At 58.4% G+C, this 17,019-nt stretch carries 21 protein-coding genes; 9 read left to right on the top strand and 12 right to left on the bottom strand.

Annotation, left to right across the window (positions count from 1 at the left end; all coding sequences use genetic code 11):
- The first annotated feature begins 50 nt into the window (after positions 1-50).
- Positions 51-350, top strand: coding sequence for a hypothetical protein (locus tag WDN10_04110; GenBank protein ID MEJ0053877.1), 300 nt, complete (start codon positions 51-53; stop codon positions 348-350).
- 69 nt (positions 351-419) lie between these two features.
- Here WDN10_04110 and cfa read toward each other — a convergent pair whose 3' ends face one another.
- Positions 420-1,547 (bottom strand): cyclopropane fatty acyl phospholipid synthase, encoded by a 1,128-nt coding sequence (gene cfa, locus WDN10_04105; protein MEJ0053876.1) that lies wholly within the window; start codon positions 1,545-1,547, stop codon positions 420-422.
- 99 nt (positions 1,548-1,646) lie between these two features.
- Between cfa and infC the strand changes: the two genes are divergently transcribed.
- From infC to WDN10_04080, 5 genes are all read left to right on the top strand, one after another.
- Entirely contained in the window at positions 1,647-2,219 is a 573-nt protein-coding gene (gene infC, locus WDN10_04100; protein ID MEJ0053875.1) for a translation initiation factor IF-3, read from the top strand.
- Positions 2,216-2,401, top strand: coding sequence for a 50S ribosomal protein L35 (locus tag WDN10_04095; GenBank protein ID MEJ0053874.1), 186 nt, complete (start codon positions 2,216-2,218; stop codon positions 2,399-2,401). The genes infC and WDN10_04095 overlap by 4 nt, the downstream gene beginning before the upstream one ends.
- 36 nt (positions 2,402-2,437) lie before the next feature.
- Positions 2,438-2,785, top strand: coding sequence for a 50S ribosomal protein L20 (rplT, locus tag WDN10_04090; GenBank protein ID MEJ0053873.1), 348 nt, complete (start codon positions 2,438-2,440; stop codon positions 2,783-2,785).
- A 71-nt stretch (positions 2,786-2,856) separates the two neighbouring features.
- Positions 2,857-4,110, top strand: coding sequence for an MFS transporter (locus tag WDN10_04085; GenBank protein MEJ0053872.1), 1,254 nt, complete (start codon positions 2,857-2,859; stop codon positions 4,108-4,110).
- An 8-nt stretch (positions 4,111-4,118) separates the two neighbouring features.
- On the top strand, positions 4,119-4,943 hold the full coding sequence (locus tag WDN10_04080; protein ID MEJ0053871.1) for a hypothetical protein: 825 nt from the start codon (positions 4,119-4,121) through the stop codon (positions 4,941-4,943).
- 14 nt (positions 4,944-4,957) lie between these two features.
- On the opposite strand, the gene WDN10_04075 is transcribed toward WDN10_04080, so the two are convergent.
- Positions 4,958-6,223: an MFS transporter gene (locus WDN10_04075; protein MEJ0053870.1), complete on the bottom strand. Its 1,266-nt coding sequence runs from the start codon at positions 6,221-6,223 to the stop codon at positions 4,958-4,960.
- Between the two features lie 39 nt (positions 6,224-6,262).
- On the opposite strand from WDN10_04075, the gene WDN10_04070 reads away from it, so the two are divergent.
- On the top strand, positions 6,263-6,949 hold the full coding sequence (locus WDN10_04070) for a TylF/MycF/NovP-related O-methyltransferase (GenBank protein MEJ0053869.1): 687 nt from the start codon (positions 6,263-6,265) through the stop codon (positions 6,947-6,949).
- Here WDN10_04070 and WDN10_04065 read toward each other — a convergent pair.
- The 5 genes from WDN10_04065 to WDN10_04045 form a co-directional block, all read right to left on the bottom strand.
- Entirely contained in the window at positions 6,939-7,466 is a 528-nt protein-coding gene (locus tag WDN10_04065; protein ID MEJ0053868.1) for a DUF3750 domain-containing protein, read from the bottom strand. The two genes, WDN10_04070 and WDN10_04065, sit on opposite strands and share 11 nt — an antisense overlap.
- Complete coding sequence (locus WDN10_04060; protein ID MEJ0053867.1) at positions 7,447-8,019, bottom strand: hypothetical protein; 573 nt, start codon at positions 8,017-8,019, stop codon at positions 7,447-7,449. The genes WDN10_04065 and WDN10_04060 overlap by 20 nt, the downstream gene beginning before the upstream one ends.
- A 5-nt stretch (positions 8,020-8,024) precedes the next feature.
- Positions 8,025-8,738, bottom strand: a complete 714-nt coding sequence (locus tag WDN10_04055) for a hypothetical protein (GenBank protein MEJ0053866.1) — start codon at positions 8,736-8,738, stop codon at positions 8,025-8,027.
- 124 nt (positions 8,739-8,862) lie between these two features.
- Complete coding sequence (locus WDN10_04050; protein ID MEJ0053865.1) at positions 8,863-9,264, bottom strand: hypothetical protein; 402 nt, start codon at positions 9,262-9,264, stop codon at positions 8,863-8,865.
- Positions 9,265-9,334: 70 nt separating this feature from the next.
- The gene (locus WDN10_04045) at positions 9,335-10,177 is read right to left on the bottom strand and encodes an EamA family transporter (GenBank protein ID MEJ0053864.1); all 843 of its coding nucleotides are present in this window, start codon (positions 10,175-10,177) and stop codon (positions 9,335-9,337) included.
- Between the two features lie 36 nt (positions 10,178-10,213).
- Here WDN10_04045 and WDN10_04040 point away from each other — a divergent pair, with 36 nt between their 5' ends.
- Positions 10,214-11,365: an MFS transporter gene (locus WDN10_04040; protein MEJ0053863.1), complete on the top strand. Its 1,152-nt coding sequence runs from the start codon at positions 10,214-10,216 to the stop codon at positions 11,363-11,365.
- A 2-nt stretch (positions 11,366-11,367) separates the two neighbouring features.
- Here WDN10_04040 and WDN10_04035 read toward each other — a convergent pair whose 3' ends face one another.
- Complete coding sequence (locus tag WDN10_04035; protein ID MEJ0053862.1) at positions 11,368-13,149, bottom strand: ABC transporter ATP-binding protein; 1,782 nt, start codon at positions 13,147-13,149, stop codon at positions 11,368-11,370.
- Between the two features lie 9 nt (positions 13,150-13,158).
- Positions 13,159-14,547: an MBL fold metallo-hydrolase gene (locus tag WDN10_04030; protein MEJ0053861.1), complete on the bottom strand. Its 1,389-nt coding sequence runs from the start codon at positions 14,545-14,547 to the stop codon at positions 13,159-13,161.
- A 298-nt stretch (positions 14,548-14,845) separates the two neighbouring features.
- Here WDN10_04030 and WDN10_04025 point away from each other — a divergent pair, with 298 nt between their 5' ends.
- Complete coding sequence (locus WDN10_04025; protein MEJ0053860.1) at positions 14,846-15,373, top strand: hypothetical protein; 528 nt, start codon at positions 14,846-14,848, stop codon at positions 15,371-15,373.
- A gap of 60 nt (positions 15,374-15,433) precedes the next feature.
- On the opposite strand, the gene WDN10_04020 is transcribed toward WDN10_04025, so the two are convergent.
- From WDN10_04020 to WDN10_04010, 3 genes are all read right to left on the bottom strand, one after another.
- A complete protein-coding gene (locus WDN10_04020) occupies positions 15,434-16,042 on the bottom strand; it encodes a nucleoside-diphosphate kinase (protein MEJ0053859.1) in 609 nt (202 codons plus the stop codon).
- A 95-nt stretch (positions 16,043-16,137) separates the two neighbouring features.
- Positions 16,138-16,383, bottom strand: a complete 246-nt coding sequence (locus WDN10_04015) for a hypothetical protein (protein MEJ0053858.1) — start codon at positions 16,381-16,383, stop codon at positions 16,138-16,140.
- 64 nt (positions 16,384-16,447) lie between these two features.
- Positions 16,448-17,011 carry an alpha/beta fold hydrolase gene (locus tag WDN10_04010; protein ID MEJ0053857.1) on the bottom strand — a complete coding sequence of 188 codons (564 nt, stop codon included), beginning with the start codon at positions 17,009-17,011 and terminating at the stop codon, positions 16,448-16,450.
- Positions 17,012-17,019: the final 8 nt, after the last annotated feature.

The raw sequence follows: 17,019 nt of genomic DNA, 5'->3' as shown, positions 1-17,019 counted from the left end.
TAGGCTGGTGAGTATTACCGGACCCAAGTAACCCTTACCTTATCCTTCATATGGACCGACAAGACGCAACAACCGCCTGGATAGTCGCCGGAGTTCTCGCCGTGCTTCTCGTAGTGGCGCTTTATTTCTGGATCAGCACCAGAAACGACCTCGCCACCGTGCTTGAAAGCGGCAAGCACAACATCGCCGCCCAGCGCGACCAGATCAGGGAAGACTGCGACGGAACGCCTGCAAAGAAGGAGGCTTGCAGTCAGGACCTCGCCGATCTCGCCGCCATCCTTCACGACTTCAGCGTGAACGTGGAAACGGCCGCTACCACGACCGTAACGAACGGGCAGGCAGCGCAATAGAAATAGCTCGGATACTAAAGAATGCGCGGCGTATGGCCGCGCATTCTTTGTATACCCACACTTGTATCCCTATCGTACCGACTTGTATCCGCCCGGGACTCCTCCCTTCGACAGTACGATCTGCCAGACGTGCGTCTGCCGCGCGCGGAAGAGGCCCGCGCACATAAGGAGATAATACTTCCACATACGATAGAAGCGGTCGCCGTACTTCCCGCGAAGCGCCGGCCAGGCCTTGTCGAAGTTCGTAAACCAGGCCATGAGCGTCTTGTCGTAGTCGGGGCCGAAGTTATGCCAGTCTTCGATCATGAGAAGCCCCTCGAACGCTTGCGTGAGCTGGGCCGCGGACGGGAGCATGCCGTTCGGGAAGATGTATTTCGTGATCCACGGGTCGCCCGCGATAACGGACTCGTTATTGCCGATCGCCTGGAGAAGAAAGAAACCGCCCGGCTTGAGGCACCGCTCGACGACTTTCATATACGTGCGGAAATTCTTCGCGCCGACCGCCTCGATCATTTCGATCGAGACGATATGATCGAACGGCTCGTTCACGTCCCGATAGTCCTCGAACCGGAGCTCGACCGGAAGGCCTTCGCAGATTTCCTTGCCGAGCGCGAGCTGTTCCCTGGAAACCGTGATGCCGACGACGTGCGCGCCGTACTTCTCGGCGGCGTATTTCGCGAATCCCGCGAAGCCGCACCCGATGTCGAGCACCCGGTCGCCCGCTGTAAGCCCGATCTTGCGGCAGATAAGATCGAGCTTGGCTTCCTGCGCTTCGGCCAGGTTCCCCGCGGCCGGAGTGCCGCTCCAGTATCCGGAGGTGTATACGAGGCGCGGGTCGAGCATCGCCTTATACAGGTCGTTGCCCAGGTCGTAGTGCTTCTCGGCCACTTCCGGCGCCCGGGAGGGCGACTGAAGGTTGAACAGATACCCTTTCGCGATATCGAGGAGTTCCGCGAAGGAAAACCGTACCGTCTCCTGCAGGCGCGCGGATATGAGCTTATCGATGAGCTGGTCGGGTGCCGGAGCGTCCCACCAGCCGTCCATATAGGCTTCGCCAAGGCCAAGGCTCCCGAACCGGAAGACGCGCGCATAGAGGCGCGGGTCATGGACCTGGATATCCCACGGTCGCGAGCCGCCGATCTCTATATCGGCTTTGGCGAGAAGTTTCCTGGCAGCGCGTTCGGAGGAATCGGACACGCGATTACCTTAACCCATAATCCGGAAAGAACAAGGTATGCCGCCTGAATTTCCTTGCAGGTACGGCCTCGTTCGTGCTAGAGTCGGTGGAACACCGCTTTGAGCACCGAACGAGCCCGCATCAACCGTGAGATACGCGCACCCGAGCTGCGCGTCATTGGCGCACAGGGCGAGAACCTCGGCGTCATCACGCTTGACGAGGCGCTTCGGGCCGCCGAAGCCGCGGGGCTCGACCTCATCGAGATATCGCCCCTCGCGACCCCGCCCGTTGCGAAAGTGATGGATTATGGTAAATTCGAGTACGAGCGCAGCAAGAAAGAGAGCCAAGCGCGGGCCAAGGCCAAGGTGTCGGAAACCAAGGAGGTCCAGATCAAGGTCGGGACCGGGGACAACGACATGCGCCTCAAGGCCAAGAAGGCGGCCGAATGGCTTGCCGAAGGACACCGGGTCCGGGCCGAGCTCTTCCTCAAGGGACGCTATAAAGGAATGGAAGAGGCCTTTCTTAAGGCCCGCCTCGAGAAATTCCTGCTCCTCATCCCGTACGCGTACAAGATAGCGGAGCCCGTCGCGAGAAGTCCCAAGGGATTCGCGGGCGTCATCGAGCGCGACAAGGAAGCGCAGGGAAAGCAGGAGAAAAGCGCGAAAGAGAAACCGGAAAACCCACAACCATGAAAACCAACAAGTCATACCAGAAGCGCCTGCGCGTCACGCGTACCGGCAAGGTCCTTGCCCGCAAGCCCGGCCAGAACCATTTCAACGCGAAGGAATCGGGCTCTAAGACCATGGGGAAACGCCGCGTGGTGAATCTTGCCGTCTCCAACAAGATCCGCCGCCGCTTTCTCCCGGGCTCCTAGCCCCCCTATCAACCTTAGAATTGTAATCATTTACGTATGCCACGAGTAAAAGGAGGAATCATCTCTGCGAAGCGGCGCCGGAACGTGCTCAAGCGCGCCAAGGGCTACCGCCACGCACGGAGCAAGAAGGAGCGTTTCGCGCACGAGGCGCTCCAGCACGCGGGCAAGTACGCGTTCAACCACCGCCGCGACAAGAAGACCGACTACCGTCAGCTCTGGATCGTGCGCCTCAATGCCGCGCTCCGCGAGAACGGCCACAAGTCGTACAGCACGTTCATCGGGAAGCTGAAGAAGCAGGGCGTCGCGCTCGACCGCAAGGTCCTCTCGACCTTCGCCAAGGACCATCCGGAGATATTCGCGCGCATCGCGAAGAAGATCGCATAATACGGTTCTGGAATCAACAAAAGCCGTCTCCTGTGAGACGGCTTTTGTGTTGTCCACGCTATACTTCTCCCATGTTCCGCCGCCGTCTTTCTTATTCCCTCGCCGGGGTGCGTTCGCTCGCGTACGCGCGGACGATACGCTATGTCGGCTGGGGATTCGGCGAATCGCTCATTCCCATCCTCATCATGCAGCTCACGGGAAGCTTCGGCGAAGCCGGGCTCGTGCGCTCAAGCTACGAAGTGACGCTTCTCCTCGCGATACCGGTGCTCGGGCTCCTCGCGGAGCGCATGAGCGCGAAATGGCTCGTGATCATCGGACTGTGCATTTATCCTTTCGTCGGTCTTTTTTATTTCATCGCGGGCATGACCGGGCTCGTGGCGTTCGTCGTCGTCGCGCGGGGGCTCAACGGCATCGCCTGGGGCCTCGATTCGACCGGCATCGATACCTATATCCGCCGCATGGCTCCGGGGAGCACTATCGCCTCCTCGTTCGGGCTCCTCGACACTCTTTCGAATTTCGGGTGGCTCGCCGCGGCGCTCGCCGGGATCCTCCTCATAAAATACTTCTCGATCCAGGCGCTTTTGTTCCTCGTCGCCCCGACCGCGCTCCTCGCGCTTCCGTTCGTGCTGCGGATCAGGAAGGACCATCCGGCGCTCGCAAACGCGGCGAAGAAGCTTCCGCTCCGGCACGCATACCGCTCGGCCATCGATGAATGGAAGACCTGGAACAGCGATCTCCGGCTCCTTGCCATGCTCCTTCTGTTTACCGAGGTGGTCGTGGTGCTCGTCGAGTTCTTCATTCCGATCGATATCTATTTCACGACCGGAAACCTCTCGCTCGTGATTCTCTTTACGGTCGTGATGGGCATCCCGTCCCTCTTCGGCTACCTTCTCGGCAAGATTGCCGACCGCGGCGAGAAGGCGCGGCTTGCGGCAATATTGTGCGGCCTCATGGCGCTCGTTCTCGCCGCGCTCGCTCTTCCCCTGCCGTACGCGGTTACGGTCGCGGGCGGCCTCCTTATCGGCACGCTGGTCGAATTCCTTTCCATTCTCCAAAAGAGCCTCGCGACCGCGCTCACGCCTCCCGACCACTATGGGCGGCTCGAATCGGTATTCTCCGTTATCGGCGGCATAAGCGACCTGGCCGCGCCCGTGATGCTTGGCGTTGCGCTTGATTTCATGGGCTTCCCGCTTCTTGCCTCTCTTCTCGCGACCATCGCCTGCTTCCTCGCGATCGTGTTCTTCTTCCATACGCGGCGGGGCGCCCGTTCGAGCCTGCGCCATCTCCGGCTTGCCCCTCCCCCGCCGCCGGAGCGCGCGGTATAGTTCACCGCATGGCTAAGCCCCTGCTCCTCTTCCTCACCGACCTTACGAACGGCGCGGAAGAAGAAGACATGCTCATAAGAGATTTCCTGCGGCGGGACTTTGACGTAGCGCTCATGCACCCGCGCGACTGCGAACCGTTTGAGGACGCGGCGGACGCGATCATCATCCGCAATACATGGAACACGAAAGACTATGGGAAGCCGGAGCCGTGGTACGGGCGGTGGCGCGCGAAGCCATGGCTTCCGATACATGACGACCTGTACGTCCGCGAATATGAGCAGGACGACTCCGACGGGTGGAAGGGATACCTGCTTTGGCTTTCCAGGAACGGGTTTCCGGTGATTCCGACCGTCGACCGCGTCGGGGATATCGGCCAGCTGCCAAACGGCGGCGATTATTTCATAAAACCGAAGAACGGCTTCAGCGGCATAAACGCGCGGAGGCTTTCGCGGGACGAACTGCTCGCGCTCGCTCCCAGGCACTATCTCATCCAGCCCTTCATAGACTTCACGTACGAGATATCCTTCTATTATCTCGACGGGAAGCTGCAGTACGTATTGTATGCGCCCGATACGCGGAAGCGATGGGAACTGGAAGAATTCGATCCAAGCGAACGCGATATCGCGTTCGCTAAAGTCTTTATCGACTGGGACAGGCAAAAGCGGGGCATCATACGCGTCGACGCGTGCCGCACGGAGACGGGCGACCTCCTCCTTACGGAAGTCACCGATCAGGGCGGTGTCTTTCTTTCCGTAACCAGGCTGTCAGATACGACTCGCGGAAGGTTTCTCGAGAATCTCTCCCGCTCGATACGCGCCGTTGCCGGAACCTAACAAGGCCGCGCCGGCTATGCCTTATGCCGCCTGTGGTGCGGCTTCGCCGGGACGAACGGGAAGCTGATATTCGGCAGGACATGCTTCTGGAAGCCGATCCAGTAGACGGCCCAGGTAACGAGTATCGGCAGCGCGCCGATAATGACCGCCCACGAGGGGCCAACGAGCCCGTAGAGTACGCCGGCACACGCCGGCCCGATCATCCACCCGACATCGTCAAAGAGGGTTATGACCCCCGCTACCGCACCGTCCTTGGCGTGTTCCCGGTCAAGCGCATGGAGCCAGGACCAGAGCGATATTCCGGCCATCTCCTCGCCCGCGGTCGCGAGGAAACCGAAAAGTATGAACAGGATGCCGAACCCAAGTCCAAGGAGCATGCCAAACAGCGCGAAGACGAGGAGACCGAAGAATACGAGCGTGCGCCGGTCCGCGCGGTCGGCGAGCGTGCCGAGCACGAAACCGAGCACGACGACCGAGAAATCGAAGATGCCGAGCCCGATGCCGCCGAGGATCGCACCGTGGAGTTCGTGCGCGAGAATGAGCGGCACGACGAACCAGATGATGCCGTAGAAGATGCCGCTTGAGAGGCTGAGGAGGAGAAGCATCGAGCTTGCCGGATTGAGCTTCCGTATGGTCCGGAGGGAGGCGAGGAACTGGCGGCGGATGTAGTAGTGATGCGTGTCTATTTTCTGCTCCGCGTGCACCGACGCATGGTCCTTGGGCGCGAAGATAAGCGCCAGGAACGCAAGTGCGAATCCCGCCGCAAGCACCGTCCCGATATACGACGGGGCGAGGAGCAGGGTGAACGGGAGCGCGGCGCTCGATATCACGATGCCGACCGACCCGAACACATCCCGGAGCGACATGAATTTCCCCGCGAATTCCCTGGGGGCGGAAGAAAGGATATACGCGTTTATGCCGGGACTGAAGAACAGCCACCCGAAGATGGAAAGGAATATGCTGATGAGGTACGTCGCGAGCGTGAGCTCGAAGGCAAGGCACAGCGCGGCGACAAGGAATGTCGCCGCCGTCACTTTGAGCAGTCTGCGGTATCCGAAACGGTCAAGCAGCTGACCGGCGGGCACGTCAAGAAGAAGCTGGATGAGCGAGGCTCCTCCCATGATGAATCCGACGATCCAGAGCGGCAGGAGCCGCTCGCCAAGGGGCGAAAGGAGGGAATAGTGGAGTCCGCCGGCGAACTTGAAGAGGACGAGGAAAAGCCAGAACGGGGAGAACGTCCAGAAGAGCCTGCTAAAGAGCCGGGAGCCCGCGCGCAACATCGGTTACAGTGTAACAGACCATTGCTATACTGAACGTATATGAACACCGACAAGATAGCAAACATATACTTTGGCAAGGTCACCAAGCGCCTCGTGAACTGGTTCGATCTTAAAGTGTTCTCCTACTACAAGGCGGCCGACGCGGGCCTCGTGCGGCTCGTTCGGGAAATTTATCGCGAGGAACGGGGCCCAGTCTTACTTGACCCCGAAGAACTTTTCATGATCTATTCACTCGCGCGAACACAGCGAAAGCACGGAGGCGAATATGCGGAAGTTGATGTGTTCCAGGGAGCCTCGTCGAAAGCTATCTGCGAAGCAAAAGAGGGCACCCCATTACACCTGTTTGACACGTTCGCAGGACTTCCGAGCGTCGGCGCCCTAGACACCCGTTTTAAGAAAGGGATGTTTGCGGCAAGCGAAGCTGCGGTGCGTGCTCGTCTCGCTGCATATCCACAAGTCTTCATCTATCCGGGGTTCTTCCCCGATACTGCAGCGCCTGTCGCGGAAAATAGGTTTTCATTCGTGCACCTTGATGTCGACACATATGAAAGCACGAAAGCCTGCCTTAGTTTCTTCTATCCTAGGATGCTTCCGGGCGGAATCATCCTTTCCCATGACTATTCACAGTGCCAGGGTGTACGCAAAGCATTCGACGAATTTCTTGAGACCAGGCCCGATACATTTATCGAACTTCCTTTCTCGCAATGTCTGGTAGTCAAGAATTGACGGATGTTCTGCTCATCACATATCTTTTCCCGAACGCGTTCCAGGGCAACCGGAGGCCGGATTCGGGAAACTGATTCACTACCCATTGCGGATACGTGTTGCTGTTCGGACCGATCAGGGAATAGCGTTCGATATATGGATATGTTTCCAAAGATCGCTCGATAACGTCGGCCATGCGCGCCGCGAGCGACCCTTCCCCGCCGGTGACGCTTCCGAGGAGCCGGCTCTCCCACATCCATCCCCGTATGAAAAAGAACATCTCTATCCCTACCGCCGACGGAAGCGCGTCCTTATGCAAGTGTCCGACGCATTTTCCGCAGGTGTGGCGCGCGAACGGCGGGCGGTCGCCCTGGGCGGCCGTTCGCCAGCTGATGCCGTAGCGGGAGATGGTTCCTGTCCGGTTCACGACGAACCACGGATGCGTCGCGAAGCTGGCCGGCATCCCCGCGGGACACGCGAACAAGAAGACCTGGTATTTGTCTTTCTCTAAAAGGCGCTCAAAATCGGGATCGCTCATATTGTATATGCAATATACCGTTCGCGATGAGAATCGTCCCGAAGAGCGTGTGGAGCGAAGAAACAAGAAGGATATCCGGGATAAAAGCGAAGATGAGGACGGAAACGCTGCCCCAGAGCGTGATAAGTATGATTCGAGTGCGCCAATACGGCACGCCGGTCAGTTGGTGGCAGAACACGAAAAGCGGCACGATAAGAAGTACAACAATCCAGACCGGAAACGCGGGCAAAAGGAGAAAAGCGATGGAGAGCATGCATGCCTGCTGCAGGAGCGCGGAAACACCATAGAGAAGGCCAAGCCTGCCGATGAAAAAGCCCGCGATCGCCACGCTCGCTGCAAAAACCACCAGGAACCATATCCCCGGCGTCGGGAACGATATTCCCTGAGCGTATATCGCGCATTGACTTGCAAGCGCGGATACCAGCAGCACGACATGAATGAAAGTCAGATTCTTCGGAGAGCCGCCTTCTTGATGCGAACATAATTTGATATAGCAGCCGGCCAAGAAGGCCGGAAGCGCGTATGCGAGAAGCCAAATGACGAGGGGGTTCATAGGAGCTATGGCCGTATAAGCGGTTTTCCGCCAACGAGCTTCGCAAAAGAAAAACTCCGACAGTATGTCTCCCCGTCCTCGATCGGAATCACGGGGATTTCGAACCCGGCGTCCCGGAACGTTTCGGCAACTTCACGTACCCGCGTCTCCGGAACCTCCACATGCGTAAAGTCTTCGATGGAAATGGGAAATTCGCTCCGGTCCTCATGGAGGTTGAAGAACCGCGAACCGGGCGACGGCGATATCGCTCCCTGCCGTATGCCGATGAGTATCGGGTAGTTGTACGCGATGTCCGTGCCTTCGAGAAAAACGCTTTTTAGGGAGTGCTTTTTCTTCGAAACCTTCCCCGTCCAGTTCACTAGCTTCCGCTGGTAATCGAGGATATGCTTCCCGAACGGGTATTCCGCGAGCGCGACGAGAAACGCGGTGTCGAAAAACCAATGGCCCCATACAAGCCTCGATCCGTATTCGTTCCCGATCCGCTGTCCCTGCGGCATATACATACCCGCATACAGCCGCGCGTACATGCGCGCGCGACCAAGCGAGATCGATCGTATGCCTCCCCGCTTCCTGTCCCAGTCATCGTGGTGCGGGGTAAGTCCTTTGTTTTGTATGATCCCTTCCAGAATATCGACGACTCCGTCGGTATCGCCGTATTTATACCGCCCCGTCCCGTGCCAGTGCCCGGCCCTGGCGTAGAGGTCGCGGATGTCCGGCATGGTACGTAAAGTATACTGCCTTCTATCAGACGGAATACAGCCCGCTAGTCCCAACAGATTTTGCAAAAAAGCCGGGATCGTCTAGCGATCCCGGCTCGACGCAGTATTGGGGGCTCTTCGATCACTATAGGGTGAGCTTGCTCTTATCGACTATCCTTCCTTCGACAGTGATAGCTATCACCTCAGCATTATAGGTCTTGATCCACACGTCGAGTATCGCCTCATGAGGCCTATACTCGACGTTACGCATATAGCACCCTATCGAATAGCCGAAGAGAAGTGCCCGCAGCGGACGCGCTACGCGCCACTCGGCTTCCTTGGGAGTCAGCGCTCCTTCGACGACAGCCGAAGGCTCATAAGTGAGCGGCAGGACGAATCGGTATATGCCCTCCCCCAGATATTCTCCTTCGGTGAGGAGAAAGACGCGGGTAATGTACGTGCGGGGGCCCGTGAGGGTTCTCTGCTCATAGAGTATCCCCTTGTATGGACCATTCGGATATCTTTTCGCGAGAGTCTTTTCTTCCATGCTTCCCTCCGTGACAGAACTGTGTACCCTCTTAGGAAGATAGCAGGTTGCCGATGAAAACGCAGGGTAGTTATGACAGGCACCGGACCGCGATGATGAGGCACAGAATGAGCCCGCTGCCGATGATCGGCCGCCACTCGAGCTTTTCCTTGAGCAGCACGCGGCTCAGCAGATAGACGAGCCCGGGCTCAAGAAGCAGGATGAGCAGCGTGAAATTAAGACCGACGTATTCGAACGCGAAGAGCCGCGCGAGCGCGGAAACGCCGAAAAACATGCCCGGCACAAGTCCGAGCCAGAGGCCTCCGGGCGGAACTTCCTTCCACGAGCCGCGAAAGAAGGCGCAGCAAAGGAAGAATACCCCGCCGATCCGGAACAGCCCGAGATACGCGGGAGAAAGGAATTGGAGCGCGAGCTTGGCGAGGTTGTCGACAGCCGCCGAAAGGGATATGTCGGCGAACACGTATCCGCTCCCCGGGGTGAGGAGCTTGCGCCACGAATACCGTTTCGCGTTTGACCAGAGGACGATCGGCACGCCGACGACGATGGCGGCCAGATAAAGGATATTGCCTTCGGATGGAAAGAGAAGATACGCGAGAAGGCCCGTAAGGAGAGGCTGCAGGGTGGTGACGGGTTCGCGGGTGTGGAGCTGCATCGCCTGGATTCCTTTCAGTTCGAATATGTTCTGCGCGAACGAAAGGAGGACCATGGCGGTAACGATCCCGAGGACGACGGGCCCGAGCGCGGGAAACGGCGGACGCGCGATGAGGACATACGCGGCGGCCGTTACGGTCATCACGAGGAACGTGAGCAGGAGAAGCGCGCGCGGTTTGAACTTGGTACGGGTAAGATTGAGCCGGTCGAACGCTATCGCAAGGCCGTGAGCGCCCGCCGTCAAAAAAGGGAAGAGGTACATGCAGGAGCCGGGGAATGATTGGATTATACTGTACGGATGCGCCGGCTCGCGCCCCTTTTTCTTTTCAACGTCATATTCGGGGCGATGGAGTTCCTGCTCCCGGTCAAGTTCTCGGAAGCGGGAGTGAGCGTCGGGCTCACGGCCGTCCTCTTCTCCCTGGTATCGCTTTGTTCGGGACTCCTCGACATCCCCTCCGGAAAGCTCTCGGACCGCATAGGCCGGGAGCGGCTCATCGCCTATTCCATGGTGCTTGCCGCGCTTGCGGCGGTGGCGCTCTATTTCTCGAACAATGTCTTCGTGTTCTTCGCCGCCGCCGTGCTCTTCGGGGCAAGCTACGGGCTCAACTGGTCGCCGCTCCTCGCGCTCATAGGCGACGATGCGGAGAAGGACGGGCATGGCACCGCCTTCGGAAGGTTCTTCCGCATCGTCGCCATCGGGGAGGGACTTGCGCCGATCGGCGTCGCATTCCTCATCGCCTACCTGAGCCTCGACGCGCCGTTTCTTGCGGTCGCGGGCGTCGCGATACTCTGCCTCTTCCTTATTTACGGCGCGGCAAGGAAGCCCGCTACGCGCGCGGAGGAGCACGCAAGGCCATTCTCCTACCGCGACACCCTCCGGCTGTTCCGCAGATCCCTGCCGCTCAATCTCTTTCTTGTCGCGACCGCCTTCTTCGTGGCGTTCTTCTGGGAATCGGTCTGGTTCACGCAGCCGCTCGTCGGCTTCTATGAAAACTCCTTCATGGATTCCGCGCTCATTATCGCGGCATTTTCCGTTCCTTCCATCCTCTTTTCCGATGTCCTTGGCAAATTCATCGACCGCTTCGGAGAAAGGAGGGTCTTTACGCTATCGTCCCTGCTCTCCGTCGCATCGTTTCTCGCGTTTTATCTAAGTACCGCGCTCCCGATGAAAGTCATTTCGATATTCGTCGCGGCCATCGGCGTGCTTGGCATATGGCTCGTCATGGATGTCCTCACCTCGCGCCTCCACGCCCCGCAGGAACGCGGCGAATTCTTCGGCATACTCGAGACCGTGCGGGATATCGCGTACTTCGCCTCTCCCCTTTTCATCGCGCTTACCTATCGGTTCATCGGACTCGAAGGGGTGTTTGCCGTGAATGCGGTTGCGGCGCTCGCGCTGCTCTGCGTGAGCTTCTTTGCACTACGGACGCTACCCGTGAAAGCGCTCTAAACTTATGAGGGAAGGAACCCGCCCGCCTGCATGCGCCAAAGTTCGGCGTATCTTCCGTTCAGCGCCAGCAGTTCTTCGTGCGCTCCGTCTTCGATAATCCTTCCCTCTTCCAGATAAATGATGCGGTCCATGCGCGAAAGGGTCGAGAGACGGTGCGCGATGGCGATGACGGTCTTCCCTTCCATAAGGGCCGCGAGACCGACCTGGATTTTCGACTCGCTGTCGCTGTCGAGCGCGCTCGTCGCCTCGTCAAGAAGGAAGAGGGGACGGTCCGCAAGGATGGCGCGGGCGATAGCGATGCGCTGGCGCTGGCCGCCCGAGAGCTTTACGCCGCGCTCGCCGACGACGCTGTCGTACCCTTGCGGGAGCGCGTGTATGAATTCGTCAGCATACGCAAGCCGCGCGGCGCTTTCTACGTCTTCCTGCGGCGCGTCAGGCACCCCGTACGCGATATTGTCCCGTACGCTTGCATGAAACAAGGACGTATCCTGTGAAATATAGGAAAGGTGGGAGCGGAGATACTGCTGCGACAAGTCGCGGACATCGACATCGTTTAACAGCACCGCCCCTTTGTTCGCGTCAAAGAACCGGAGGAGCAGATTCGCAAGCGTGGTTTTTCCCGCGCCCGAACGCCCGACGATACCGACTTTCTCTCCCGCGGACACGCAGAGCGAGAAATCGGCGAGTACCGGCCGGCCGGTATTGTATGAAAACGTTACGTCCCGATATTCGACGCGTGCCTGCGTATGCGCATGTTGAGGAGAGACCGCCCGATCGGTCACGACGGGCGCAACGATGAGGTCTTCGAGATTCTGCTGGCATTCCCCGCGCTCGCGGATGAAATCTATGACGCTTTTCCCGAGTTCCCACGAGACGTTCGAGAGGCGAAGCCCCGTCGCCATCACGAACAGGATACTCCCCAGGGTGATAAGCGTGTGGGCATACAAGTACGAAGTGATGGCGATGAGCCCCGCGCCGAGAACGACGACCGACAAACCCATATAGTTGTATGACAGCACCGCCCAAAAGCCGAGCGCCCGAAAGGAGCGCTTCTCTTCCTCGATCTGATCATGGACGGACGTGCGGCTTCGCGTACCTCCGTACACTTTCACTGCCGCTATATTGCCGAAGAAGTCGACGAAGACGCCGGTGGTTTTTGATTCCACGTCCGCGTATTCGTTCGCCCGCGCGTTCATCCGCTTCGCATACGGAAGCGTGCCAAGGCACAACAGCACCCCCCAGACAAGCACGAACAGCCCGAAGTAGGGGCTGATGAGAGAAAGTGTAGCGGCGCTTATCAATACCAACGCGCCCTCCTCTATAAAATCATTCGTGACGCGCAATGTCATCCGTTCGAGCGCGTCGGTCGTCGCCGAGATCTTATGCGCGATCTGCCCGGAAAACCGGTCCACGAAATAGCCGTACGAAAGTCCCGTCACGTGGTCAAAGAGCGCCTGTTTCGTTCTGGCACGTATACGCGAGGAAGCAAGGACTTCAATTATGTGCCCGACACGGAACCCAAGTTCATAGCAAACAAAACCGAGGATCGCGCCGATAAGGAGTAGGCGGATTGGTCCGTGCGAGGGGGGGGGGGGGGGGAGCAAATCCACCGCCTGGCCAAGCGCATAGGTAGCGGCGAGCATGGCCGCCGCCGCAAAACTATAAGAAAGCGCGCTCAAGCCAAGCCATTTCACTTCCTGACGATTCGTCGCGAGGAAAAACGCGAAGGGAGTAGCGTGGCGTTCGGGAGAAAGCTGCGTGGACGCGCCGCGAGAATCGGGCATATAGCAAGACTATACCCTATGAATCGAATCTTTCCCTATCTCCCACCCCTCCCCCGTCTCCGGTACGATAGTGCGAACACTGAAGGTGTCATGAATGCGCTGGGCGAGGAAACGCTCGGCGGAAGGCTCCCCGATCGCGACGAAAAACGTCTTCGTCCCCGGAAGACAGGCTTCGACAAACTTCATGAGCCCGTCGCGGTCCGCGTGCGCCGACCAGCCTGACAGGGTCTCTATCTTGGCCCGTATGCGCACCTCCCGGCCCCCGAGCCGCACGGAAGGAGCGCCTTCCTGCATGAGCCGCCCGGGAGTCCCCGGCGCCTGGTATCCGACCATGATGAGGGTCGTCGTCGGAAACGGCAGATAGCGGGCCTCGTGCGCCCCTATGCGCCCTCCGTGGCTCATGCCCGCCCCCGCGATGATGATCTTCGGGTCAGGCGCGGCCGCAATTCCCTCCGACTGCTCGCGCGAGGATGTCATCTTGAGAAACGGGAAATTGAAAATGCTGCCTTCCCGCTCGAGCTCCTCTTTCGCCTCCTGCTTGAAATACGTACTTCCCCATTTCTCGTATACGGCGGTGACGCCGATCGCGAGCGGGGAATCGAGGAATACGGGAATCTTCGGGATCTCTCCCGCGGCCATGAGGTTCGAGAATTCGTAGAGCATGAGCTGCGTGCGCTCCATCGAGAACGAAGGGATGAGAATGGTTCCTCCCCGCGCTATCGCCCGCTTCAGGGTATCGCGAAGCTCCGCGACACGATCGGCAAGGTGCGGATGCAGCCGGTCGCCGTACACGCTTTCCATAAGCAGGGCGCCGGCGTCCGGAATCGGTTCGGCGTCGGGAAGAAAGGGAGAGGGCGAGTTGCCGATGTCGCCCGTAAGGGCGAGGGAGGAGCCCGACGCATCCCGTATCCGGACGCTTGCGGAGCCGAGGATATGGCCGGTGTTCCGGAGACAGACCGAAAGGCCGGGAGCGATTTCTTTCTCCGTGTGGTATTCGAGCGTTTCGACGAGCGAGAAGAACCGCGTCACGTCCTCGTCGGTATAAAGAAGGGGCAGATGCCGCATCTGCGCTTCCTGCGCGAGGATGCCGGCGCTGTCGCGAAGGATAAGTTCCGCCAGATCGCGCGTCGGCGGCGTCATATATACCCTGCCCCTGAATCCCTCCTTTGCGAGCTTCGGGCAGCGGCCCACGTGATCGAGATGCGCGTGCGTTATCACGAGCGCGTCTATCTGGGACGCATCGTACGGAAAAGGGGCGTACGTATCCGCCTCCGAAACATCCCTCCCCTGCTCGATGCCGCAGTCGACGAGAATCTTCCCGCCGCCGCTTCCTTCTATCAGAAAGTTCGAACCGGTGACGGAATCGGCTCCGCCATAGGGAGTGATGCGAAACGGCATGTAGAAACTCTAGCACGAGAAAATCCCGCACTTCTGCGGGATTTTCTCGCGGACCGCCAGTAGGCAACTGTAGTGCCAGGTGGGTGCCCTTGCTGCCCGCGGCGTCGGATTCCGGAAAGGATTCGCCAGCCGGGGAGAATGTCAGGCTCCCGAATGTGTAAACAGTTGCGTTTTAAGGCGGCCCGGATTCAGTATACGCCCGACCAAGGAAATAGGTTGTGGACAACCTTACGTCCACTTTTCTATGATTCAGGCTTTATTCCTACGTTATATAGGGACAGTGTATACTGCCGGTTATATGGACGGCGTTACCATTCACATAGGTTGGGAATACTTTCTTGGCCTCATGGCAGCGCTCCTGGGTATCGCCTGGTATTCAAACGGCCGGTTTACCGCGCTTGAAACATCCATGCAATGGGTGAAAGATGCCTTGCACGATTTGCAAGTATCCACTGATAACGCAAGCGCTCCTGCCCCGGCATTCGGGCAGGGATCGCCTGTCAATCTCAAACCCCTTGGAGAAGAATGGCTCATCGAGAGTGGGTGGAAAGAATATATTGCTGCCCATAAAGACGAATTGATGAAGCTGTGTGAAGAAAAAAGAAATACAAATCCTTATGAAGTTCAAAAGCATATTTTCAAAGCTTTTGACCTTCTTGTACTCGCGCCCGAATTTGACAACCAATTAAAGAAGTTCGCGTTCGAAAAGGGCACCAGTATGGGTATCTTGAGGCGTGTAGGTGCGATTTATTTTCGTAATCTGTGCCTGGACAACTTTGGAATGAGAACAGACGATATTGATAAGCACGACCCCGACAAGACATAACCATGGATAAAAAGCCGCGGCTCTTAGATAGAAGCGCGGCTTTCCGCTATCCTTTGCTTTTTATTTCAATGCCCCGCCCATATCCTCGTTATAGAGGATATGCTCCTGGATGTGCTTGTACTCGACGAGTTCCTCAGGCGTAAACCAGAGCGGGATCTCCACTTTCGCGTCGTCGAGATTCCCGGAGATGTGCGCGAGGTTCCTGATCGCGCGCTTGTCGAGATCGGCCATCGGGTACGAGTCGAGCATGAAGTCGCCGCGGATGGTGCCCACGTCGCTCGTTCGTGGCTCCGTACCGCCCGTGATCTTCTTCACGACCTCGACCGCATGCGCGCCCTCCCACACCATCGGGATGACGGGGCCCGCAGTGAGGTATTTCTTCACCGACTCGAGGATAATGCCGCCGATGACGAGCGGATCGGTCGAGGGCGGGGTTTCGCCTTTCTTCTCATAGCTTGCGATGGTCTTGGTACCGACCGTCATGCGCCAGTTCGGATCGGCGAGATAGTGCTTCTCCGCGAGCTCCGCCGAAGGCACGAGCATCTTGATGCCGACCAGCTTAAGGCCCATGCGCTCATAGCGGCTGATGATCTCTCCGACAAGGGAGCGCTGCACCCCGTCGGGCTTCACGATTACAAGGGTTCTCTCGTATTGCGGATGCGTTGCCATGATGCTGTCGAATGAATTAAAGGTATGCGGGCAGTATAGCGAAAGAGAAGCGCCCGCGCTAGCGCGGGCGCTTCTCTTTGATACGCGCGCGATCTTTACGGATTTGCGGGTGCCGGCGCGGGAGTATTCCCGCCGTTCTCCTCCGGTATCGGAAGGGTGACGTTGATGTTCGCGCCCTGGGGCTGCGGCGCCGGAGCGGGACGATACCGCAGGAAGTAGAAGGCGCCGACCGCGAGGATAATGACGAGCACGATGACGGCGACCGCCCAGCCGCTTGAGTCTGAAGGACGCTCCACTTCGACGATACGCTCGGGTCCCGGATTGTTCACGATAGTTGCCATGTGCAAAAGTTAGAGAGTAACCTCGCTACTTTACAGCATGGGCTTGAAGGATTGATGAAGGTGCTTATGCGAGGAGACGCAGGGCGGCGGCGAGTACCGAGGGCTCGATTTCTTCCGTAAAGTGTCCGCGCTGATGCTCGACGACAATCTCCGAACCAAGTCCTTCTTCGAAAGCAGCCGTGTTATCAAGCGTCACCCACTGGTCGTTATCGGAGAAGAGCGCGATGCTTTTCGGCAAGAGCGATCGCACATGCGTGAGATTGAGCGGGGCATCGGTCCACGAACGCCCAATCTCCTCGTCGCGAGCATTTTCTAGATTTCTTATCGTGTGGAGGAAACCAGCAACGAACAGTGCGCCGCCAACGGTACCGCGCTCCGAGAGCGTCTCGAGATATCTAAGTATCGTCTGGCATCCCATTGAGTGCCCGACAAAAAATGTCTCTGTATTAGATGTACCGACGGCTTCCGCGAGCGCCGGTACCCAACGTTCTTTGCGGGGCTCTTCTGGCACCGGGAGTTGTGGGGCGACTATTTCGTAGCCCCGGCTCTTGAGTTCGTCTGCAAGCCAAGGGAACCAATCCTGGTCGGGTCCTCCATCCCACCCATGTACAAGTACGGCTCGTTTCATACGAAATA

Source organism: bacterium (assembly GCA_037200965.1).
Classification (GTDB): domain Bacteria; phylum Patescibacteriota; class Minisyncoccia; order Phycocordibacterales; family Phycocordibacteraceae; genus C7867-001.
Note: the sequence above shows the minus strand (reverse complement) of the source record. Positions and strands in the feature narration are given on the sequence as shown.